This is a genomic window from Anabaena sp. CCY 0017 (genome assembly GCF_963920885.1).
Lineage (GTDB): Bacteria > Cyanobacteriota > Cyanobacteriia > Cyanobacteriales > Nostocaceae > Nodularia.
This window is the reverse complement of sequence record NZ_CAWUDG010000001.1, coordinates 369,128-392,488: the sequence shown is the minus strand read 5'-3', so window position 1 is coordinate 392,488 and position 23,361 is coordinate 369,128. Positions and strand designations below refer to the sequence as shown.

16 protein-coding genes are annotated in these 23,361 nt (G+C 42.8%); 5 read left to right on the top strand and 11 right to left on the bottom strand.

Translation table 11 applies throughout. The features are described 5' to 3' along the window. Positions 1-2 precede the first annotated feature (2 nt). The 4 genes from ACM0OW_RS01685 to ACM0OW_RS01670 form a co-directional block, all read right to left on the bottom strand. Positions 3-308 carry a DUF4090 family protein gene (locus tag ACM0OW_RS01685; RefSeq protein WP_414548291.1) on the bottom strand — a complete coding sequence of 102 codons (306 nt, stop codon included), beginning with the start codon at positions 306-308 and terminating at the stop codon, positions 3-5. Positions 309-394: 86 nt separating this feature from the next. Then, the gene (locus tag ACM0OW_RS01680) at positions 395-643 is read right to left on the bottom strand and encodes a hypothetical protein (protein ID WP_414548290.1); all 249 of its coding nucleotides are present in this window, start codon (positions 641-643) and stop codon (positions 395-397) included. Between the two features lie 114 nt (positions 644-757). Beyond that, entirely contained in the window at positions 758-3,865 is a 3,108-nt protein-coding gene (gene ppc / locus ACM0OW_RS01675) for a phosphoenolpyruvate carboxylase (RefSeq protein ID WP_414548289.1), read from the bottom strand. Positions 3,866-4,223: 358 nt separating this feature from the next. Further along, complete coding sequence (locus tag ACM0OW_RS01670) at positions 4,224-4,481, bottom strand: hypothetical protein (RefSeq protein WP_414548288.1); 258 nt, start codon at positions 4,479-4,481, stop codon at positions 4,224-4,226. A gap of 306 nt (positions 4,482-4,787) precedes the next feature. Between ACM0OW_RS01670 and ACM0OW_RS01665 the strand changes: the two genes are divergently transcribed. The 3 genes from ACM0OW_RS01665 to psbA all read left to right on the top strand — a co-directional run bounded on the left by ACM0OW_RS01665 (position 4,788) and on the right by psbA (position 10,758). Next, on the top strand, positions 4,788-7,829 hold the full coding sequence (locus ACM0OW_RS01665) for a DUF1574 domain-containing protein (RefSeq protein WP_414548287.1): 3,042 nt from the start codon (positions 4,788-4,790) through the stop codon (positions 7,827-7,829). 180 nt (positions 7,830-8,009) lie between these two features. Then, a complete protein-coding gene (locus ACM0OW_RS01660) occupies positions 8,010-9,509 on the top strand; it encodes an MBOAT family O-acyltransferase (protein ID WP_414548286.1) in 1,500 nt (499 codons plus the stop codon). A gap of 166 nt (positions 9,510-9,675) precedes the next feature. Beyond that, entirely contained in the window at positions 9,676-10,758 is a 1,083-nt protein-coding gene (gene psbA / locus ACM0OW_RS01655) for a photosystem II q(b) protein (protein ID WP_089090755.1), read from the top strand. A gap of 157 nt (positions 10,759-10,915) precedes the next feature. Here psbA and ACM0OW_RS01650 read toward each other — a convergent pair whose 3' ends face one another. The 3 genes from ACM0OW_RS01650 to ACM0OW_RS01640 all read right to left on the bottom strand — a co-directional run bounded on the left by ACM0OW_RS01650 (position 10,916) and on the right by ACM0OW_RS01640 (position 13,186). Further along, positions 10,916-11,662 (bottom strand): cobalt-precorrin-6A reductase, encoded by a 747-nt coding sequence (locus tag ACM0OW_RS01650; protein ID WP_414548285.1) that lies wholly within the window; start codon positions 11,660-11,662, stop codon positions 10,916-10,918. Positions 11,663-11,900: 238 nt separating this feature from the next. Beyond that, positions 11,901-12,908 carry a porphobilinogen synthase gene (gene hemB, locus ACM0OW_RS01645; protein ID WP_414548284.1) on the bottom strand — a complete coding sequence of 336 codons (1,008 nt, stop codon included), beginning with the start codon at positions 12,906-12,908 and terminating at the stop codon, positions 11,901-11,903. 59 nt (positions 12,909-12,967) lie between these two features. Next, positions 12,968-13,186, bottom strand: a complete 219-nt coding sequence (locus ACM0OW_RS01640; protein ID WP_414548283.1) for a hypothetical protein — start codon at positions 13,184-13,186, stop codon at positions 12,968-12,970. A gap of 208 nt (positions 13,187-13,394) precedes the next feature. Here ACM0OW_RS01640 and ACM0OW_RS01635 point away from each other — a divergent pair, with 208 nt between their 5' ends. Then, positions 13,395-14,867 (top strand): PLP-dependent aminotransferase family protein, encoded by a 1,473-nt coding sequence (locus tag ACM0OW_RS01635; protein ID WP_414548282.1) that lies wholly within the window; start codon positions 13,395-13,397, stop codon positions 14,865-14,867. 83 nt (positions 14,868-14,950) lie between these two features. Here the strand turns inward: ACM0OW_RS01635 and ACM0OW_RS01630 are convergent, their stop codons facing one another. The 3 genes from ACM0OW_RS01630 to ACM0OW_RS01620 all read right to left on the bottom strand — a co-directional run bounded on the left by ACM0OW_RS01630 (position 14,951) and on the right by ACM0OW_RS01620 (position 18,267). Continuing rightward, entirely contained in the window at positions 14,951-15,448 is a 498-nt protein-coding gene (locus ACM0OW_RS01630) for a hypothetical protein (protein WP_414548281.1), read from the bottom strand. 85 nt (positions 15,449-15,533) lie between these two features. Further along, a complete protein-coding gene (locus ACM0OW_RS01625) occupies positions 15,534-17,717 on the bottom strand; it encodes a pentapeptide repeat-containing protein (protein WP_414548280.1) in 2,184 nt (727 codons plus the stop codon). A 205-nt stretch (positions 17,718-17,922) separates the two neighbouring features. Then, positions 17,923-18,267, bottom strand: coding sequence for a hypothetical protein (locus ACM0OW_RS01620; protein WP_414548279.1), 345 nt, complete (start codon positions 18,265-18,267; stop codon positions 17,923-17,925). Positions 18,268-18,394: 127 nt separating this feature from the next. Here ACM0OW_RS01620 and ACM0OW_RS01615 point away from each other — a divergent pair, with 127 nt between their 5' ends. Continuing rightward, entirely contained in the window at positions 18,395-18,835 is a 441-nt protein-coding gene (locus ACM0OW_RS01615; RefSeq protein ID WP_414548278.1) for a hypothetical protein, read from the top strand. Between the two features lie 152 nt (positions 18,836-18,987). Here the strand turns inward: ACM0OW_RS01615 and ACM0OW_RS01610 are convergent, their stop codons facing one another. After that, positions 18,988-22,851 (bottom strand): PAS domain S-box protein, encoded by a 3,864-nt coding sequence (locus tag ACM0OW_RS01610; protein ID WP_414548277.1) that lies wholly within the window; start codon positions 22,849-22,851, stop codon positions 18,988-18,990. Positions 22,852-23,361 lie beyond the last annotated feature (510 nt).

Genomic DNA, 23,361 nt, shown 5'->3' with positions numbered 1-23,361 from the left:
TCTCATTTACCGCCATAGAAAAAGGCAACTTCTTTCTCTTTTAAAGGTGCAAAACCTGCATCTACAAGGAATTTATCGAGTTCTGCTTGAGGAATGTGTTTTGCGCCAATTCGCACAATGCGCGATCGCATGGTATTAGATACACCACTACGCTGTCTATTTCCCTCTAAAGCCATGACTTTGCTATACAGTTCTAGCTTTGCAGTGGGAATGGCAGAACCATCAAAATCGATTCCCTGAGCGATCGCTGCGTCGATAGCATCAGCACCCTTGGTTGTAGCATTTACTTCATTCGTTTCAGCAGGCATGGCAATTTTTTCTCAAAGCTATGGGTAAATTTTACCAGTCTTGCTGACACCAAAAAACTATGGAAAAAAGAAGTACCACCCCAGCATCATTCTGGGCGTGTGATTGAACCGCCAACAAATGCTCCTAAAATTGTACCTGTCCATAATCCGGTTGTAGTACCTTGCCAAGTAGCACCGGGTGTTACCCAAACATTACACATCATCTTTAAACCCCAGGCTTGGTTTTGGCATTTCTGATTATGCAATATCGATGTCATTTGTCCACCGATGTAGCCACCAAAAAATCCTGATGTTAAAGCTAAAAAGGTGCAAGTTAATAATCTATTTTTAATCATGAGTTGAATTTAGCAATGAATGGTGGGTTACAGCTATTTTCAGGTAAATAGACCACACGGTAGGGGCGCAAGGCCTTGCGCCCCTACGACTCAGCACTCAGCACTTTCCTCTGATCAACCTGTATTTCTCATCCCGGCGGCAATACCGTTAATCGTTAACAGTGCGCCTCGCAGTAACTCACCTTTACTGTAACGAGAATGAATTACACCAGAGGTAGCGGTAATATTCCGGGACTGTCGCAAGCGTTTAAGTAGGGAAACTTGGATGAATCCTAAAGGTACAATTGTGCCATTACGTAACTGTACCGAACGTTGCAACACAGGATCACCATCCAAAAGCCGAGTGTGACCAGTAATTTTTAAGACTAAATCCCTGGTGAGATAGAATTCATTGGCAATTTGCTCAAATACTTTCTCTAAGCGATCTTTGTCTTCAGGATTACCCAATTCTTCCACATAGTGATGCGCCATTTGCATATCTACTTTGGCTAGAGTCATTTCTGCTTTGGAAATCACCATTTTGAAGAATGGCCATTTCATGTAAAAGTAACGGAGCAATTTCAGGTGTTCTTCTGATTCCTCTTCCTCATTCAAGAATCCCTGTAAAGCTGTGCCGATACCATACCAAGAAGGCAGCAAAAATCGGGTTTGTGTCCAGCTAAATACCCAAGGAATAGCTCGTAAACTGCTTAAATCTTTCTTTCCAGATGGTCGTCGCGCTGGACGAGAACTGATTTGCAACTGGCTAATTTCTTCTATGGGGGTAACTTGGTGGAAAAAGTCGATGAAATCTGGCTGCTCGTAAATGAGGGCGCGATAATGTTGACGCGATCGCACTGCTAATTCTTCCATAATCTCATTCCAAGGTTCAATATCATCAAACCCTGTTCGTAATAGACTAGCTTGAATTACGGCAGTAGTAATGGTTTCCAGATTATACAGAGCTAAATCTAGCAAGGAATATTTAGAAGCTAACACTTCCCCTTGTTCAGTAATCTTGATTCGCCCATTAATACTGTGTCCTGGTTGAGCCAAAATCGCCTCATAAGCTGGCCCGCCCCCTCGTCCCACAGAACCCCCGCGTCCGTGGAAAATCCGCAAACTCAAACCGTATCCTTCGGCGATTGTCTGGAGTGATTTTTGGGCTTTATGAATTTCCCAGTTGCTACTTAAAAAACCAGAGTCTTTATTACTGTCAGAATATCCCAGCATCACTTCTTGTAAGTTAGGGGTGAGGGGAGAAGCCGTAGTGGGGACAAGCGGTAATGAAGAATCTTCTTGCTGAATGGCTTTGAGTGCTTCATAACCACCTGCTAATAAAGCTCTATACAAGGGGAGTTCAAATAGCTGCCGCATGACGCTTCTAGAGCGTTGTAGGTCTTCCACCGTCTCAAATAAGGGGACAACCTGAATAGTCCCCACAGCTACCACCGGGTCAAAAAGTCGGGATTCTTTGGCTAATAGCAATACTTCCAAAACATCGCTGACTTCCCGGCACATACTAATGATGTAAGTTTGGCAAATGTTGACACCAAACTCTTGCTGTAGCGATCGCAATATCCGGAAAGTTTCAATCACATCGTTGGTTTTTTCCGAAAATGGCAATTCGGCTGGAATTAATGGGCGACGGGTTTGCAGTTCCCCAGTTAGCCAAGCCACTCGCTGTTCTTCCGATAGCTCGTTATAGGGTTGGGGTAGAATTTGCAGATATTCTAGAATCTCATTGATGGCATCAGAATGTCGCGTTGATTCTTGACGGATATCCAACTGAGTCAAGTTAAAGTCAAAAATTTCGACTTGACAGATCAGAGTTTCTAATTCCCGACAGCTTAAACCAGTTTCCGTCAAGTTACGTTCAATTAACCGCAGTTCTGCCAAAAACTCTGATCCCGAACGATACATGGGTGAGTCTTCTTTGGTTGACTTTTCACGATTATACAAAGCCACATTGCGATCGCGTGTATTTTCCAAACGTCTGAGAACATAAGCCAGTTTTAAGCGATAAGGTTCTTGGCGATAACGCAACGCCAGCGCATCGTACACATCACTTAACTGCGACTGATCAATTTCTAAAGATTCCAGCAACTCTGGTAAAACATCGCTCCAGTGCATCGACACACTCAATAATTCAATCAGTTGCTTCACTGATTTAATATATCTTTCCAACACCATTTTGCGCTGATAGCAAGCTGTCTGCCAGGTGATTTCTGGTGTAACTGATGGGTTCCCATCCCGATCTGAACCCACCCAAGAACCAAAGGAGCAAAAGTTTTTATGCGGTGGTTCTAGCCAAGTGAATGTCTTACCCAGAGCATACTTTAAGCGTTTGTAGAGTTGCGGAATCCCATCAAATAACACTTCTTGGAAGTAGTGTAAGGCATAATCTACTTCATCCAGCACCGTGGGTTTGAACTGGTGGAGTTCATCTGTCCGCCACCACAGGCGAATTTCTTCAAGCAATTGTTCTCGCAAGTCGGCTGCTTCCCAGGGATATCCTCCCAGGGTGCTTTCTGTGCGGTTTTCCACTACATCCAATTTTTGCAGCAGGTTCACTACCTGTCTTTGTTTATCGCGGATGGTGTGACGCACTATTTCAGTCGGGTGAGCTGTAAAGACTAAACGCACATCCAGATGTGAAATCAGGCGTTGAATTTGCTGGGGTGGGACATTCAGCTTGAATAAATGGGGAAACAAAGTGGCAAAAGTACCTTTTTGTTTTCCGGTTGATTTCGTCACCCAAGTTTTTGTAGAGACGTGATTTATTTCGTCTGCACAAGTTTCTCCGGCTTTGTTCACCCGAATGGAATCATCTTCATTTTGGTTAGAGGAGTAGGTAGCGTTAGATAACGTCTCCTCCTGAATTACTGTTTCAGCTTCCCCCTCGGAATAGCGGGTTAATTGCTGACGTTGTTCATATTCCTGCTCTATGATGTTAATCAACTGGAAATACAACGCAAAGGCACGAGCGGCTCGAATTGCTTCATTGATATTCAGTTGCTCAATCAATTTAACGGCAGATTCGGCTTGATCGTTTCTGGCTTGTCCTTCTGGCGAACACAAATCGCGCAATTGTCGCAATAAATCCACCATCGTTTGACCGCATTCTTGCCGCAATACTGATTCCCACAATTCTTCTACTACCTGGAGACGATGACGCAAAAATAATTCCGACGCAGGATAGAAATTCGCCGCATGAGACAAACTGTATAGAAGAGAACCCATAATTTCTTTCTGCTCTTGTAAGCTGATTACTGTTTACATCGTCAAGACGTGATTAATCTCGTCTGTTCAAAGAAGAGGCAGAGTTAGGGGATAGGGGAGAAGAGGAACGGGGCTAGTGTTCAGGGGAGAAGATGAATGGTTGTTAAGTAACCGGAAGTTTAAAGTAATTTCTTACTCCCCCTTGCTCCCCTTCGACTGCGCTCAGGGCAAGCCTGCTCCCTGCTTTCCTGCCTCTTAACTCCCCCTTGCTCCCCTTCGACTGCGCTCAGGGCAAGCCTGCTCCCTGCTCCCTTGCCTCTTCTTCGGCAATTAATTCTCAAGGTAAAACCATGAGTATTTTAGGTTTTAAATATATTTTTTAACCTCTTTCCCCGTCCCTGGCGTTTTGACCCAGAATATTGTCATCTGGGAATGGGAGAATCGGCAGGCGATCGCCGCGAAATAATTCTTCACTGGCTTGCCCCATAGATTCTAGGGCTTTTACTGTGGACTTTTGTGTGGTAAGCAGCAGTAGTATAGACGCTGTACCTATTTGTAAGAGGAAAGATTGGGGAATGCCAAACAAAGGTAGATGGAATCCGGTATTATCTGAGGACTTTTGGGTAGTAGGAGTCATTGCTAATTTTTGGTTGTTGGCAAATGAGTGAAAAGAAACGCGTGCATTCAACTTCTGTACGACTTCCAGACCTACTTGTCTATTTTGGCCGATTTTGCAAGCCCACAAAGTAACAAAATTGTTAAAAAAAAACTGCAAATTGTGATAGACCTATGTTTCTAGTTTACAAGTACAGGCACTACCATTTCCAAGTGCTGCGTACAAATGCGATAAATTGCATCTGTACAATAAGGTGTTGAATTCATGTTTTATTGAGCAATGACCAATAACTAATGACCAATGACCAATGACTAAAGTTAACTGCCCATGAAAACAGGATTACTAGATAGTCAGAAATCAATAGTGCAGTGGGTGAGCCAAGCCACAGGAATCAACTCTTTTGGGGTAAAAGTCCGGTTGCGGGGAAATGATCTACACATTCTTTGTGAAGGTTCTGAGTCTCCTCAACGCTGGCGCACTTTGTCTGACTTGCTTCACGCGCTACAAAAAACAGATTTGGATCTTTTAACTAGTAACGAACAACCATCAATATACCAAGTATTTGTCTATGGACGGAAGAAAGGGGAATATCGACCCCAGTGGTGTCATCGGGTTTATTTAAACCAACTTGAGAAGCATCTAGAGCAGGTAGAGCAAGTCCTGGAAGACTCGGAAAAATCTGCTCAGGTGGGTGGGGCGCTGATTATCTCTAATGAAAGTTTGGCACGTCGAGGAGACTCCAATGCCATTGCTCGTTATCTCAGCGAAACTCTCAGTCCTTTGGGTGTATCGGTACAGGTAAAAACCAAGCAGCTTCAGCTAAAAGATGGCAATCAAGGGGCAGTTAATCGCCTGTGGATCTTTTGTAAGTCTAGCTATAGCCCCGATTCATCATTATTAGCTGAACCAATAGCCGAGCAGTTACGGCATTTGAAACTGGCGGGCTACGAAGATGCGGTAATTGTTTCTCAAGTCAGTGGTGAAGCTGTTTCTGAGTGTCTGCTGAGAGTGGACTTACGCCCGCCAGAGATGATGCTCAAGGAGTGGGCTAGGTGGGGAGATGTCCAGGCGATCGCCAGGCTGTTAGGGTCAGTATTATCAGGCTCCAAAGTGGATGTACAAGCTTCCCTGAAGGAATCAACCCTACATATTTTTTGTACTCCAGGTGTTGATCCCACAGAAACAGCGCCAGCCCCAGATAAAACCCAATGTTTAAAATTAATTTCACGACAGCTAGAAGCGATCGCTCCCCAAGGTATTCTAGCTGCCACTGTCTATGGACATAGAAATTCAGATCAGCAACCAACTTGGATTGATTGGCTGACTTTACCTGCTACTGAACATCCAGCGTTAGCTCCATTACCCCTAGAGTTAGCGAATCAGGGTGATGAACCAGCAATTATTTTCTTACTAGAGCGCTTACTCAATCTTGATCTGGATTGGCGTTTAAAGACAGGCGGTACTCGTGTAATGGTGCTACGCAAAGGTGACTTGTTGCACATTATGTGTGATGCTCCCATTTGCCCAACTCGTTCACAAGTAGCCCCTAAAGTCACTCAATTTTTGCGACATTTAAAAATGCCAGGGATCACAGGAGTGCGCGTTTACGGTCGTCGTGCGGGTAACAAGGAACCATTTTGGCATCATGGTGTAGATTTAATCCAACGCCAACGCTTAGTTCCCGAAGCCACTCCCGAATTTGCTGCTACTTCGGAATATGTCAGTGAACTTTTAACTACTGACAATCAAGAACCAGTTTTACGTAACGATTTAACCTCAGAAAAAGTTCAAAATTTTGTTACAGAAGTAGCACGAGATTGGAGTAAAGACGCAATTAATCGCGTCTCCACAGTAATTCATCTCAAAAAATTGCTGATAGAAACGCAGATATTTACAGAAAGTGGTCAGTTAGTACCACCACACCCGGATAGTCAAGGGCTAAAAGTAGCTCTAGTCTGGGGTATGTTGGGTTTATTATTGACTCTGCAAACTGATTGGATTTTAAATTATCTAATTACTCGCCCTACACCCAGTTCACCACAAGTAACGAGTGTTTCTCCCTCATTTTCTGAACCGGAAGCAGATCAGAATGAAAGAGCAGTATTTTTTACTAGTCGGTCTGGTCAAGAATCATCTCAGAGTCAAAAGGATGCCTTTAATCCTTCTGGATTCACTCAAGATGATCAACAAGAGAAGATTTTAAGAGCTAGTCCACTCAAAGAAAGAGCCAACGCCGCAGCGATTTTATTGACAGCGCGCGCCGGACAAACGGGAGCTTCGCTCACGCAAATGTCCAGTTTTAATTCTCGGCAATTAAACGAACAACTAGCATTGTATAAACAGCGCGTGGCGAAGAAAGGTAAAGCCGCAGATGTATTAATTATTGGTTCCTCCCGTGCCTTGAGAGGAATTGATCCCGTAGCTCTTTCTCAAGCCTTAGCAACTCAGGGTTATCCCAATGTTGACGTATTTAACTTTGGTATTAACGGTGCTACAGCACAAGTTGTAGACTTGATTATTCGTCAAGTATTAGAGCCATCAGAATTACCAAAACTCATTCTTTGGGCAGATGGTTTGCGTGCCTTCAATAGCAATCGAGAGGATGTTACCTTTCAGGCGATCGCCTCTTCAGAAGGTTATAAACAGGCATTGCAGAAAGCATTCACAGCCGCAGATCACGATCAATCCCAGCCTGATTCCGAAAATTCTGCTGTTCAGACCCCAGTTGTACCAAAACTATATGCAAATACTTATCAAATCATAAATGAGCAGTTAAATCAGGCGGTGTCTGCACTTTCTATTAGTTACGAAAATCGGGATGAAATTAAAGCTTTATTACATGAAAAATTGCTTTCATTGCCTTTAGTTAAATATACCCAATATCTGGCATCAGAAAGACAAGTTAGTCCAGATGATGTAGAAATAGATATTACCAATCGCTCCGTAGACTTTGATGGATTCTTAGCTTTGTCTGTGCGTTTCGACCCTACGGAACACTATCAAAAACACCCTAGAGTTACAGGCGATTACGACAATGATTATAGAAATTTCCAGGTAGAAGGTGAACAAGATATTGCTTTTGAAAAAATATTACAGTTTACCCAGTCTCGAAATATTTCCTTAGTATTTGTGAATATGCCTCTGACCGCCGATTATTTAGATCCAGCCCGCAAAAAATATGAGCAAGAATTTCAGCAATATATGTTATCTATGTCCAGCAATTCCAACTTGATATATAGAGACTTAAGCCAAATTTGGCCAAAAAATAATGCTTACTTTTCTGATCCCAGTCACCTCAACCGCTTTGGAGCATACGAAGTATCAAAAAGGTTGGCAAATGATCCGATGATTGCTTGGCCGACAAAGTAAAGTCTTGAGCAGGATGCGGGGAAAGTACTGAGTGCTGAGTATAAAGCATTTTCTAATCATATAAGGTATATCATAGCCCCCTCCTCGCTTGCACCGGAGGGGGTTGGGGGTGGGGTTCTTGTACTTCATTAAACTGGGAAACAGCTATAATCACTAATTACTAATTACTAAAATATAAATATGAACTTTATATCAATTTTTTATGGCCTGTTTTTGCTGAGTGTACTGGGAATTTATTGGTCTGTAACTAACCAGAAATTACGTCTGTGGACGTTGCTGATTGCTAGCCTTGTTTTCTACGGATCTTTAAATATTCAGTATATTCCTTTATTTTTAGTATTGACTTTCATTAACTTTCGTCTAGGGTTGGAAATTGGCAACAATACCGCACACGGAAAATATACTGTTAACTGGCAACTTTCTAATGAAGAGTGGCAGTTTGCCCAAGCTGACTGGAATCGTCGCCGCCTTAAGTTATTGTGGCTGGGTGTAAGTTTAAACGTTCTATTGTTGCTGGGTTTTAAATATCTGCCGACTATCTTTCAATATGTTTTTAATCGGGAAATAAATTCACCAGATTCTGCTTTTAAACTAATTGCACCTTTAGGAATTTCCTTTTTTACTTTTGAGTGCATTGCTTATTTAGTAGATGTCTATCGTGGTGCGCCAGCTACTAAACAGTTGCTTAAATTTGCGACGTATAAATTATTTTTTGCTAAACTGATTTCTGGCCCAATTACTCGTTATCACAGCTTGTCATCGCAATTACATAAACCAAAATTTCCCTCTGCTGAGAGAGTGACAGAGGGACTGTGGTTAATTTCTAGGGGCGCAGTCAAAAAAGGAATTTTGGCAGATAACTTAGGAATTTTTGTGGATTTATGTTTTGGCAATCTTCAACGGGCTGGTAGCGCTGATTTGTGGTTGGCTACATTTGCCTACGGTTTGCAGTTGTATTTGGATTTCAGTGGTTACGTAGACATCGCCCGTGGGAGTGCTTTACTCTTTGGCTTACTTTTACCGGAGAATTTTAACTTTCCTTATTTCAGCACCAGTATTGCTGAATTTTGGCGACGCTGGCATATTACATTAGGTGATTGGTTACGAAACTATCTCTACTTTCCTTTGGGTGGTTCGCGTCAAGGTTTAACTCGCACCTGCTGGAACTTATTTATTGTGATGCTTATCGCTGGGATTTGGCACGGTTCAGCTTGGGGTTTTGTTGTTTGGGGGATATACCACGGTTTAGCTTTGGGGATTCATCGACTTACAGATGAAATCAGCGATCGCTTTGAAAATTTAGCCCATTTCTGGCAAAATCCTCTAGGTATAGTTGTGGCTTGGTTTTTAACCCAGTTAATGGTTTTTACCTCTTGGATTTGGTTCCGTCTCCCCAACCTCCAAGATTCTTCTTGGGTAATTCAGCATCTCTGGGGTCATTCTGCCGATGCACAGTTTGTCCAAAAGGTTTATATAGAATCTCTGAATATGAGCCAATATCAGCTGGCTGCGTTGCTGGGAATTTTAGCTGGATTTATGAGTATCATCTATGCCTTTTATTCCCGTCTGAAGTTAGAGTTTAACTGGCCTGTCAAGCTCGTCTTTGTGCCGCTATGTCTCTACGCTGTGTGGTTATTAGCTCCTGAAGGCAGCTTACCTTATATTTACTTTGATTTTTAAGGCTGATTGACCTTTCGCAGAACCTGACATAAGTAAATCTAATGTTTGTAGCAAAAGTAATAACAAAATTAATACTTCACTAAACGTAAATTCATGTTAAGTTTATTAGGACAGACAAACAAACAGTGCGTCTGATTCATTAACAACACATATCGCAATTATAGAAATGACCACTACCTTACAACAGCGCCAAAGCGCCAACGTATGGGATCGCTTCTGCGAGTGGATCACCAGCACCGACAACCGGATCTACATCGGTTGGTTCGGCGTTCTCATGATCCCAACCCTACTAGCTGCTACCACCTGCTTCATCATCGCATTCGTAGCTGCTCCTCCCGTAGACATCGACGGTATCCGTGAACCAGTAGCTGGTTCCTTGATTTACGGAAACAACATCATCTCCGGTGCAGTTGTTCCTTCTTCCAACGCTATCGGCTTGCACTTCTACCCCATCTGGGAAGCAGCTTCCTTAGATGAGTGGTTATACAACGGCGGTCCTTACCAATTGGTAATTTTCCACTTCTTGATCGGTTGCGCTTGCTACTTAGGTCGTCAGTGGGAACTATCTTACCGCTTGGGTATGCGCCCTTGGATCTGTGTAGCTTACTCTGCGCCTTTGGCTTCTGCTACCGCAGTCTTCTTAATCTACCCCATCGGACAAGGTTCATTCTCTGACGGTATGCCTTTGGGTATCTCTGGAACCTTCAACTTCATGATTGTGTTCCAAGCAGAACACAACATCTTGATGCACCCCTTCCATATGTTGGGTGTAGCTGGTGTCTTTGGTGGTTCTTTGTTCTCCGCAATGCACGGTTCCTTGGTAACTTCTTCCTTGGTACGTGAAACAACCGAAACCGAATCACAAAACTACGGTTACAAGTTCGGACAAGAAGAAGAAACCTACAACATCGTTGCTGCACACGGCTACTTCGGTCGGTTAATCTTCCAATACGCTTCCTTCAACAACAGCCGTTCACTTCACTTCTTCCTAGCTGCTTGGCCTGTAATCGGTATCTGGTTTACCGCTTTGGGTATCAGCACAATGGCATTCAACTTGAACGGTTTCAACTTCAACCAATCAGTAATTGATTCTCAAGGTCGCGTTATTGCTACCTGGGCTGACGTAATCAACCGCGCTAACTTGGGTATGGAAGTAATGCACGAGCGTAACGCTCACAACTTCCCCCTAGACTTGGCTGCTGCTGATGTTGCTCCAGTTGCTTTAACAGCACCTGCAATCAACGGTTAATCTCAAAGTTTAGCTGAATAAGAAACGCCTCTCAGAAATGGGGGGCGTTTTTTATGTTTGTTTTTTTGTCACGCAAAGGCGCATCAGCGAAGCGTTCGCGTAGCGTGCTGTAAGCTTTAGCACGAAGTGCGTTAGGCGCAAAGGAAGAAATACTGAGTCACGGATGTAAGTGCTGTGATAGCCACGCCAAAGCTTCTTCTATCTCTGTGGCTTGTTCTCCTGGCGGTACAGGGGGACGGTTTATCATTACAACTTTGAGTTTTAGTTCCCGTGCGGCAATAATTTTGGCATAAGTGGCATCACCACCACTATTTTTGCTGACAATGGTATCAATTTGATGGTGAATTAGGATTTCTCTCTCATTATGGAGGTTAAAAGGCCCGCGATCGCACAATAATATTCCCGGTGGTACTAAAGTATTGGGCTGCGGTGGGTCAATCATCCGCATTAAAAACCAAATTTGATGCAAATGAGCAAAAGCACCAATTTCTTGCCTACCAATGCTCAAAAAGACGCGTTTTGATTGATTTTCGAGAACATCTGCGGCAGTTTTTATACTATCAACTTTAATCCAGCGATCGCCATTAACTTCTTCCCAAGGTTGGCGGATTAACTTCAGGCGAGGTACTTTAACTTCCATTGCAGCATCAGCCGCATTTAAAGCAATCTGAGTCGCAAAAGGATGGGTAGCATCAATCAACAAATCGATTTTCATCTCATGCAGATACTTAGCTAGTCCAGCCACACCACCAAAACCTCCTATTCGGAAATCACCTAATGGGATTGACGGTTCACGGGTGCGACCGGCTAGAGATGAGATTGCCTCAATTCCCTGGATATTAGCAACTTTGGCAGCTAATTCTGCCGCTTCTCCGGTTCCACCCAGAATTAAAACTCGCATCATTTTATTTTTTCTGGGTTTTGTATCCAAAGCAATAATAACTTTCTTCCCTTCTTCCCTTCTTCCTTTGTGTACTTTGCGCCCTAGCGCCCTGGGGGCATACGCTGCGCGTTAGCGGAGCTTTCGCTTTAGCGATATGCGGTTCGTTAAGAATTAGAATTAGGCATTTCCCAGAAATAAATTCATGAAAAAAAACAAACCACAGAGGCGCAGAGAACGCAGAGAAATAAACAAGAGAGGTTTACGCCAACATTAAAGCCACTTCCTTGGCAAAATAAGTCAAAATCAAATCAGCGCCGGCTCGTTTCATGCTGGTTAAAGTTTCCAAGATGATCTTTTTCTCATCAATCCAACCCATACGTGCAGCAGCTTTAATCATCGAGTATTCACCACTAACGTTATATGCTGCTACAGGCAGATTTGTGGCGTTGCGGACTTGATGGATGATATCGAGATAAGCCAACGCAGGTTTAACCATGACCATATCTGCTCCCTCAGCAATATCTAATTCCACTTCTGTTAAAGCTTCTCTAGCGTTAGCTGCATCCATTTGATAAGTCTTTTTATCACCAAATTTTGGTGCAGAATCTAAAGCATCCCGGAACGGACCATAATAAGCAGAAGCATACTTGGCTGAATAGGCCAAAATTCCCACATCAATGTAGCCTTCTGCATCTAAAGCGCGACGAATTGCGCCGACTCTACCATCCATCATGTCGGAAGGTGCAACAAAACTGGCTCCGGCTGCTGCTTGGGAAACTGCCATTTTGACCAATACTTCCACAGTCGGGTCATTTAAAATATTACCCTGATCATCGATTAAACCATCATGCCCATGAGTAGTGAAAGGGTCAAGGGCGACATCAGTCATGACAATAATTTCTGGAACTGCTTCTCTGATAGCTTTGACAGTTCGCTGTACCAGTCCATTGGGGTTAAAGCTTTCAGTTCCAGTATCATCTTTTAGCTCTTCGGGGACTACTGGAAACAGTGCGATCGCATTAATTCCTAAATCATACACTTCCTTAATTTCTTTTAATAATAAATCTAAGGAAAAGCGATAACAATCAGGCATAGAAGCTATTTCAACTTTTTGCCCCTCGCCCTCAGTCACAAACATGGGATAAATCAGGTCGTTAACGCTCAGAGTTGTTTCCCTGACCATTTTTCGTAAAGCTTCAGTCCGGCGCAGACGGCGAGGACGGTAACGAAGGACATCAGTTTTATCAGAAGAATTGATAGATGGCATAATAGACGACTGGATAATATTTATGATGATTATACTCTTACAAAAATCAATTCTGATCGTTACATTTCTTGGTAATATTGCATCTCAATCCATATTCGCATTTCTGCTTCCGAGCCAAAACAAGCCGAGCGGCCTGTGATGGGGTTGTAGGCGCGCCAATAAATATGACCATAGCGATCGCTTTTTTGCCAAACTTGCAATTCTGAACTAGCTGATAGTGCAGTAACTAATTTTTGCAGTTTGGACTTTAGCTGCAACCATACTTCAATTATCTTCATAACAATATTTTTTCTCCACTTATACCTTCTAGATTCCCTGACTAATAGCTATGTGGGAAGGTACAGATTTAGCCAATTTAGTCTGGTACAGTCGCCGCATTTCTCACTGTTATAGTCAAATTCAACGCAACTGTACTGGTTAAAGCCCAGAAAAATCCTTTATATTGCCTGTATTCTCCTACTTTCTTCGTTAAGGAAGAGTGACGCTGTGATTATTCCTCTAGATCGGCACTCACAAAACCCTATTTACTTGCAAATTCGCAGTTATTTGAGCCGTTTAATTGAATCTGGCAAAATCACGGCTGGACAAAAACTGCCCTCAATTAGGGCTTTATCCGAAAGTATTCAAGTCAACAAGTTAACTGTAATTGAAGCCTATAGTCTTCTAGAAGTCGATGGACTGATTCATGCTCGCCAAGGTTCAGGATATTTTGTTAACTCCAGCTTTAGCCCTGGTTTTAACCGAATTTCTTACTTTGCCCCAGCCCAAGAGGTAATAATTTCTCAAGGGGGAGGATCTTTTCTAGAACAATATACAGCTTCCATTCAGGCTCGACGGCAAGCAGATATGATAGATTTCAGCTCAGGTTTTCCCCATAATCCTGGGTTAGCAAATCTCCAACGAGTTGCCAAACGTGCCTTAGCCAAAGCTGGAGATATCCTGTTTAAAGAAGACTTGCCTCAAGGACAACTTCTCCTGCGACAGTTGATTGCTCAAATGTTAGTGCAAACAGGATTAGTAGTTTCTCCCGAAGAAATAATTATTACTACTGGTTCACAACAAGCATTATCTCTAGCAATGCAATACTATCTCCAAGGAGGGGATTGGGCGATTGTCGAAACACCAACTTATCATGGTGCTTTAGGTATTCTGGAAAACTTAGGCGCTAAAGTTATCGGAATTCCCATGACTGCACAGGGAATGAATCTAGAATTACTAGAGCAATATCTCAACAGTCACCGACCAAAATTAATCTACACTATCAGCACTCTACACAACCCCACAGGGATTACAACTAACCAGGAACATCGTCAAAAATTACTGGCATTAGCACAACAGTACGAATGTTCGATTTTGGAAGATAATGCTTATGAAGGGTTAAATTTTGAACCTGTTCCTGCTCCCATTAAGGCCAGCGATCACCACAATTTAGTTACCTACATCAGTACATTCTCCAAAACCCTCATGCCAGGATTAAGAGTCGGTTACATGGTGGTGACAGGGGAACATCATCAGCATTTAGTGAAACAAAAATTACTCAATGACTTGCACGTTTCTACGGTATCTCAGGCAATTGTCAGCGAGTTTTTAGGTTCGGGACATTACCGCCGTCACCTGAGTCGTTTACGCACTAGCAATTTGCAAGGACGGAACATGATGTTGCAAGCACTAGAACATTATTTTCCCGATGCGATCGCTTGGACTATTCCCAAAGGTGGTTTATTTTTGTGGATTCATCTGCCCGATTATTTACCAATTCAAGCAATTTGTCGAGAGGCCTTATCCCACAATATCCTTCTTGCCAATGGGGCTGTATTTTTTCCAGGACGAGGTTATCAAGCCATGCGCTTGAACTTTTGCCACACACCAGAAGATATTGAGCAAGGAATTGAAATTCTGGGTAGTTTGATTAAAAAATATCTGACGTTAAATTTCACAAGAGCAAAAATTTGTAGTTAAGGGCATCTCCAAAAATGAAATTTCTAAATCAACAAAATAAACCCCGCTACTACAGTACGGGGATCAAAGTTATGGGCAAAATATTAAAATTTGTAACCAACACCACCTTGCACAGATATAGCCGCACCACCACCACCTTCACGGTAGGCATCAAAAGCAATGATGGCGTTACCAAAAATCACAGTCTGACTATTTGGGACAACGTAATCAATTCCTGGTTGTAAGGCAAAACTGATTTTATTTCCCACAGGAGACGCAGTATCACCACCAGCCAGCACCAAACCAGCGCCCAAGTAGGCATCAGTTTGCCAATTGAGAGGGATATCATAAGAAACTGTGGGGACAATTGCCGTATTTCTACCAATTAAAGCTTGAGCGCGGAAAGAAATTGGTGATTCTAGAAGCTTGTAACGGGCAGCTACAACACCCCCAACTTGAATACCATCAGTCAGACCAACAGTTGGCCCTACACCGATATAACTACCATAAGCTACCTGAGCCTGTGCTGGTTGAATTGTCATAGCTACACTCAAGACCGCGCCAGTCGCTAAAGCTGTAACCAAATAAGAAAGATGCTTCATTACCGGAAACCTCACACCATCTTGAATGTTATAAGTTCGTTTGAATACTTATATTACCGCTATTACTAATTAATTAGGTAAGAATTTATCTGCGATTAATTCCCCCACTCCCCAATCCTACGGATGCACAACTAGAATGCACTCCGCCTTGGGTACATAAATAAGCTATTTGCCGAGGATCTAAATTTTTGGCTTGAGAAAAATCAACTCCTTGGACAACAGCAGAAACGGAGCCTAATTCTGGCATTTGGACAAATTGATCTTCGGGATTTTGTGTCACAGGAGCGAGAACTGCTCCTTTAAAATCAGCACCTGCCACATTTGCTCCCCGTAAATCAACAAAACTCAGGTCAGCGTTTTCTAAGTTGGCATTTTCTAACCTGGCGGAGCGCAAAACAGCACCAGTAAGTCGAGTGGCGCTGAGGTTGGCGTTGCTGAGATTTGCCCGATCTAAATAGGCTCCCGATAAGTCTGCTCCTCGCCACTCAGTATTAGTTAAGTTGGCATAGGAGAAATGTGTGCCGATCGCAATAACGCGACTTAAACGCGCCCCATACAAATTAGCTTCGTTGAATTTGGCATCACCGATATCAGCCCCAGTTAAGCTAGCTTTCTCTAGGAATGCACCCCGCAAATTGGCTCCTACTAGCTGGCTACTGCCCAGATCAGCACCGATGAGACGGGCATGGGATAAATTAGCTCTGTTGAGGGTAGCACGGCTTAAATCGCTACGGTTCATGATCACGCGACTGAGATTAGCATCGGTGAAATTGGCTTGTCTCATTTGCGCTTGGGTCAAATCAGCGATCGCATCGTCAAAAGTATCCCAGCGTCCATCCTCACCAGGTGCGCGAAAGATACTACTTTTAAAACTGGCTTGGTTTAGGTTTGCCGATTTAAGATTGATTCCCGACAAATCAACGTTCTCTAAGACCAAGTTAAAAAATGAAGTTTCTGGAGTACCGCTTTGACCTAATTCAGCCTGACTAAGATCCACACTTGCGGCTTGAGTGCTGTAGACGCTGAGAATTTTGTTGATTGTCTGCTGATTAATCTGTAACTGCTGTTGTCGCAATTTCCCTTCTGAGGATGTATTGCCACCCACAGACTTTAACTCACCTGCTAAAAACTGATTTTTATTTTTTAATTCCGGGATAGCTTTGAGTCCGACAGTTGCTAAAGCTTGTTGAATTGTATTCAGAATCGTGGGGTCTGTTTCTTTCACCAGAAGGTCTGTGAGAAATTGAATGGAATCGGGATCGTTGATCCCACCCATCGCGAGAATTATATTTTGGCGTTCTTCTATAGTCGCACCAGAGTTAGGATTTAATGTTTCTACGAGAGCCAAAAACTTTTGGCTGTTGATTTGCTTGGTTTCCCGCCGGGTTTGTTGAGTTTGAATATAAACTTGGGTGGCTACTAAAGTCCCTAGCACAGCGATCATGCTGACAAGGGCTACCCCAAACAAAGTCCGACTGGGGTTTTGCCGCATCCGTTGCCACAGGGTAGAGGTATTTGTAGTTTCTCCTGTGAGCATTGACATTGATACAGGGGCTAATTCTTCTCCTGACTGTGACACCTGGGACTTATTACCCTGAACCGAGGATGGCAAAGGACGAGTAGCATCTATTGTATATGTACCTGCTAACCAGTCATGGAGTGCGCGACGACCTCGCCGTGATGGTAAGGCTATCCCTTCTCCCAGCACCATCAATACAGCCAAAAATGTGAACAATCCTAAATTGGGAAAAGCAAAACTATAGCGCCAAAGAATATAAGCAACGGAAACAGGTACAGTCCATCGACCAACTCCTTCCCGCGCGACAATGGCTGCTAAACCTGCTGGTTTGCCGACTTCGTTCACAACTCGCACACCAAATTTGCGCTTGGGAAGAGTGCTACCTGTTTTACCCAGTAAATATAATTGCCACGATGAAAGCGTCACAGGGGCTAACAAGGCGATGATCCACAAAAAATTCGTCGGGGTGGTGACGTTGCGAATTCCATAGCTTACAGGTAAAGCTAATGGTCGAGCGATCGCTCTTTCTGTGACTACCAATACTGGGTGAAGTGGCACACGGTTGAGATCGCTGCGAGAATTGGCATAAACACCAAGCCCAAAGGGAACTAGCCCACTCACCACCACTAGGGTGATTTCAGTTGCCCATGCAGCCAAACGCCTAGTGTTTAAGGGTAATGAGTTGCCTTTTTCCGGTTTGTTGGACTGGCTAGATTGACTAGTATTTCTCCTCACAATTGGGGTCGCCATTGCATAATTCCTTTGAATTTATCTTTTTGAGGGGGTGTGGGCGGGATTCAGAGGGTGTAGGGGATAGGGTGTAGGGTGTGGGGAACCCACGTTTAGAAATATGGGATTGAAGCAACAAGAACTCAGAACGAATGTTTTTTATTGTTGCTCTTCTACACCCTGCACCCCACACCCCACACCCTTTTTTTTGTAAAGTGTACTATTATTACTTTTTTTGTAAGTTACCAGATACAAAAAATTTGTACCCAAGATACACTAAGAATGCCAATACTGCCACACTGATCACAGATGCAACCAGTGTTAGCACAGCTTGGAGCATGGCAAATCCCACTAGCACCCCCACACCAGCAACTATCACCTTAGTGATGCCGTTTAAGTTTTGAAACCAAGGCTGCAATCGTGCCAAGTGAGATTTAAACTTCAGAAATGCCGACTGCAATTTCTGGGTGTTTTCTGGTTGTTGTTCAACATTTACAGATTTAGAGTTGATTTGTGCCTCTAGATTTTGGAGGCGACGCTGTAAGTCTTCATCAGATTGCGGATTATTCATTACTTTATTTACCTGTATCTAGTAGTTTTTAAGAAACACTGAGGAACATATAATAGTTCTAAACCGTCAATTTCTTTAGACTATTTTAAATAAATGTCACGTTCAAAATAGTCGGGAGCATTGATATATGAAGGTTCTTAAATTACTTACAGTTGTTCCCGCAGCTTTGGTCATGAGCTTGGCGCTGACCGAGGCTAATTTTGCTCAAGTATCAAGGTTGCAAATTACACCCAATGTGAATTCAGAAGTGGTAGTTTTAAATGGCATAACTGGGGGAAAAGTTCCCAGTAATTGCGGCAAAATTGCGAATACACCCAATCACATTATCCAGTTAACAAAGCCACTGCCTTACTTACGGTTAACAGTTGACAGTCCAGAACAGCCAACGCTGCTCATTGAGGGTCCTGGAGGGCGTTTTTGTGTCCTAGCAGATAATTACTCCCAAAGCCTGCCAGAACTAAGTGGTTATTTCATGGCAGGAGAATATTCGCTTTATGTCGGTGAATTATCTCAGAATCAGCATAACTATACTCTCTCAATTTCGCAACAAAAAAAGCCGAACAGGTAGTTGTTTCGTTAGAGGGTGTTTGAAAAGTCTAATTTATTACTCGCCTTGGCTGTAAGTCGCGGCTACACAGACCAAACCCACCTCCGTGGGTTGATTGCTTCAAGCCGCCCCTACCCACTCAACACTTTCTTCACTCAGCACTCAGCACTCTTCTAACTGAGTACATGATGTAAGCTATTGATTAAATCTGGTGCTGTGTAAGGTTTGTCAACAACTAGCTGGACAGAAGTTTGATCTGCATTTGCCAAAGCTTCCATAGGGTTAATGCCACTACAAGCAATAATTTTTACTTGTGGGTTCATTTTTTGTAACGTGCGAATGGCAGTGATTCCATCCATTTCTGGCATCATGATATCCATTAAAACGGCACTGATATGCTGTTTGTGCTGGGCATAAAGTGCGATCGCTTCAATGCCATTACTAGCGATGAGAGTTTGATAATTGTATTTTTCCAGAACAATTTTGGCAATTTCCCGAATTTCAGCTTCATCATCTACGAATAAAATTAGCTCTCCCTGTCCGGGAACTATTTCTAATTGATTGATGTCAATGGATTGGGTGACTTCCACAGCAGGTAAAAACATCTCAAATTTACTACCTTGCTCGACTGTGCTAGATACATTCATAAAACCACCGTGGCTTTTGACAATTCCCAGCACTGTTGAAAGCCCTAATCCTGTGCCTTTGCCAACTTCTTTGGTTGTGAAAAAAGGGTCAAATATTTTATCTAATATTTCCGGTGGTATGCCCATTCCGGTATCGGTGACAGTCATCACCACATAATGTCCAACTTTGGCATCAAGATTCATTCGCGCATAGGCTTCATCAATAAAGATATTTTTCGTGGAAATGCTGACCTTACCACCATCTGGCATGGCATCACGGGCATTAACCACGAGGTTCATTAACACTTGATGTAGTTGTGTCGCATCTCCAGATACAGCCCACAAATCTTCTGGTATGGCGATCGCAAATTCCAAAGATTTGGGAAATGTTTGTTTAGCTATCTGAGTAATTTCTGCAATCAGATGTTTGAGTTGAACTATCGTGCGTTCTCCCTTAAATCCTCTTGCAAATGACAAAACTTGTTTGACTAAACCTGCCCCGCGTTTACTATTGTTTTCAATAATTGCTAGTAGGTGGTGATAATGTTCTTTGTCTTGAGAGAATCTCACCTGTAGCAGTTGAGATGCTGCCAAAATTGGGGTCAAAATATTATTCAAGTCGTGAGCAATTCCGCCGGCTAAAGTGCCAAGGCTTTCTAATCGTTGCGCGCGGAAAAACTGCTCTTCGAGTTGTTTCTTTTCTGTAATGTCTGTGCTAACACAAAGAATGGATTTCGGTTGTCCGGCTGCATTATACATCAGCGTCCAACGGCTGGCTACCACAATTTCTTTACCAGATTTTGTCCTTTTACATAACTCACCCTGCCATGAGCCAGATGCCATCACCGTTTTCAGGGCTGCTTGGAGTTGTGGTGATTTGTTTTGGCAACAAAGCTGTAGGGGGTCTTTGCCTAAAGCTTCTTCTGCCTGCCAACCATACATACGTTCTGCACCGTGATTCCAGAATAAGATTTTGCTATCAAAATCTCGAACTAAAATTGCATCGGTGGCAATATTCAGTAAGGCGGCTTGTTCGCCAATTTTCTCTTCTGCTTGTTTGCGTTCGTCTAGCGCTGCTTGCATATCGCTAATGTCAGCAAAAGAAACAATTACGGCATAAGGAAGCGGGTCATTTTCGTGAAACAAGGGTTGGGAATTGATGGAAATCCAAATGAGTTGTCCATTGGGCTGATGAATGCCCATGACCACATTCGAGCAGGGTTTGCCTGTACGTAAGCTGACCATTGATGGATGCATTTCACCAGGGAAGGGAGAGCCATCTTCTTTGATGGTCTGCCAACCATTGTTTTCAGAATTACTGTGGAGGATTTGGTCAGCAGTACGCCCCAGAATTCTTTCGGCGCTGGCATTACAGGCAGTTATATTGCCATGAGCGTCTTGGAGAATGATGCCTTCCTGCATGGCATTCACCACTGAACGATAACGTTCTTCGCTGTCTCGCAGTGCTGCTTCTGCTGCTTTGCGTTCCCCTATGCCCCTAGTTGTACCAATTAATCGGATGGGCTGACCAAGTTCGTTACAAATTACTTTACCGTTTCCACTCATCCAATGAACGGTCCCATCCTGCCAAATAATCCGAAATTCACTTTGAAATTTACTTTTTTGCTCAATACTGCGAGCTATGGTCTCAGACAAACATTGACGATCTTCAGGATGAACTAATTTAAAAAATTCTTCTATGTTTTGAACCCCAGGGCTAGTAGGCAAATCATAAAGGAGCGACATATTGGCAGAGCAGACTACTAAATTGGTTTGGAGATCCCAGTCCCAAATACCCATTTTAGTGGCTTCTAGGGCTAAAATTAGTCGTGACTCACTTTCTCTGAGTGATTCTTCTATTTGCTTGCGCTCGGTGATATCTCTGCCCACCGCTTGCAATTCCACTACTTCTCCGATTTCATTTTGAATGGCTGCACAATTCCACTGCACCCAGCGCATACCATTCGCGGTAAACAGACGTTGCTCTTCAGTGATAAATTTATGGTGTGGGGATACCAGAATGCTCATATTTTCTTGGATTTGAGGCAAGTCATCTGGATGGAAAAACTGAAAAACCCACTGACCTAGTAACTCGTGTAATTGCTGACCCAAGACTTGGCAAACTACTGTATTGGCAAAAGTAATTTGTCCTTGTAAATCTGTGCGGAAAATCAAATCGATTTGATTTTCCACTAGCTGGCGATAAAGTTTCTCGCTCTGCTGCAATGAATCTTCGATACGTTGGCGTTCAATGATTTCCTGTTGTAAAAACTGGTTAGATAGGAGAAGTTCATTTGTGCGTTCCTCTACCCGGATTTCTAACTCATTGCTGGCTTGAGATAATGCTTTTTCTGTTTGTTTGCGAGTGCTAATGTCACAAATCAACCAGCGCCAACCCAAAAGTTCACCCTGTTTATATATGGCCGCAGCTCTCAGACTCGCTGGAAAACATAGACTATTCCGTGGCTGGAGGTGAATTTCCCAGTCCTCTATCTCCTGTAATGTCTGTAGTTGAGTAATAAAATCTTGGCGGTCTTGTTGAGCAATAAATACAACGAATCTTTTACCCAGCAAAAAATTTTGTTTTACACATAGCAATGTAGCTGCTGCATGGTTAGCTTCTTGAATCACACCTGTAGCATCGGTTACTAAATAACCATGAGGAGCGAATTCAAATAAATCTTGATAACGCTGACGTTCTAACTCGGCGATTTCACGCGCCACAGCCAATTCTTCGTTTTGTTGTCGCAGTTCTTCTTCCACTACTTGGAATTCTTCTAGGGTTTGCTGAAGTTCTTCATTCACTTGCATGACTTCAACAGTTTGTGCGTCTAACCACTTTTTTAAATGACTGTGAGTTTGGTAACGCCTTACTTCTGCTGACTGATTTGCTGGCTGTAGATTTAGCGGTAAGGCTTCGACAACGTTCACCTGACTCACGGTTTCAAAGGTTTGGAGCAAGGTGGTTTCTGTTACCAACCCTACTAGTTGCCTCTGTTGATCTAAAATCGGCAGATGGTGAATTTGATGCTGACGTAATAGTGACAAAGCTGTAAAGACATCCTGGGAATGGCTTGCTGTCAGGGTAATCACTGGCTGCGTCATCACTTGGGACATTTTCGCCTCAGATAAATTAATCCGTTTAGCGGTGGCTTCAATTAAATCTGTAGTTGTAAAAATCCCTAATAGCTGGTCTTGATCTACAACTAAAACGCAGTTATTAGCTTGACGATTGAGTGTGCTATCAAGTAATTTATAAGTGGAGGCGGTTGGTGACGAGTTCATGCTGTGTTCTTGACTCATCAAAATAATGGCATCGACTACATAACTATCAGGGCTAACCGTTAAAGGATATAAATCAATAGCATGATATAGACTTGGTAAGTCAATTAACTGATTGTTGAATCTCATAGTTATTCATCAATTTTAATTATCTGATGGCATCAGAACTACATAGTGAAAGATATACTGAGAAATTTGTTGCTTAACGAGGGTGATTGAGTTGAAAAAAGCAATAAATTCAGATTATTGAATAGAAATATGCTTGGATAAAAAAATCTTTACTGACTACAGCCGAAGTGAGTCTGTAGCTTGACTGCTGAGGTAATTTTTGTAGTTCTTAAACCCATTGTATTCATGAATTCGGGATAGATGCTCTTTTATTTAAAGAGATTACACTAATTAATGTTATGACCGAGAGGGGGTCAAACCACCCACAGAAAATCTGGAAGCGATCGCTTGATTCATTCATGTATTCTTATACACATATAAACTATTTTTGACAAGATTGTAAACACATCATCTTTACGTTGGTTACTTAAAAAATATTCATAAAATTAGTTTCAATTAATACATTAAGTAAAAAATTTTTAGTTCCTGGTGAGAGGGAAAATTTACAAAAATTCTTGATATGGCGATCGC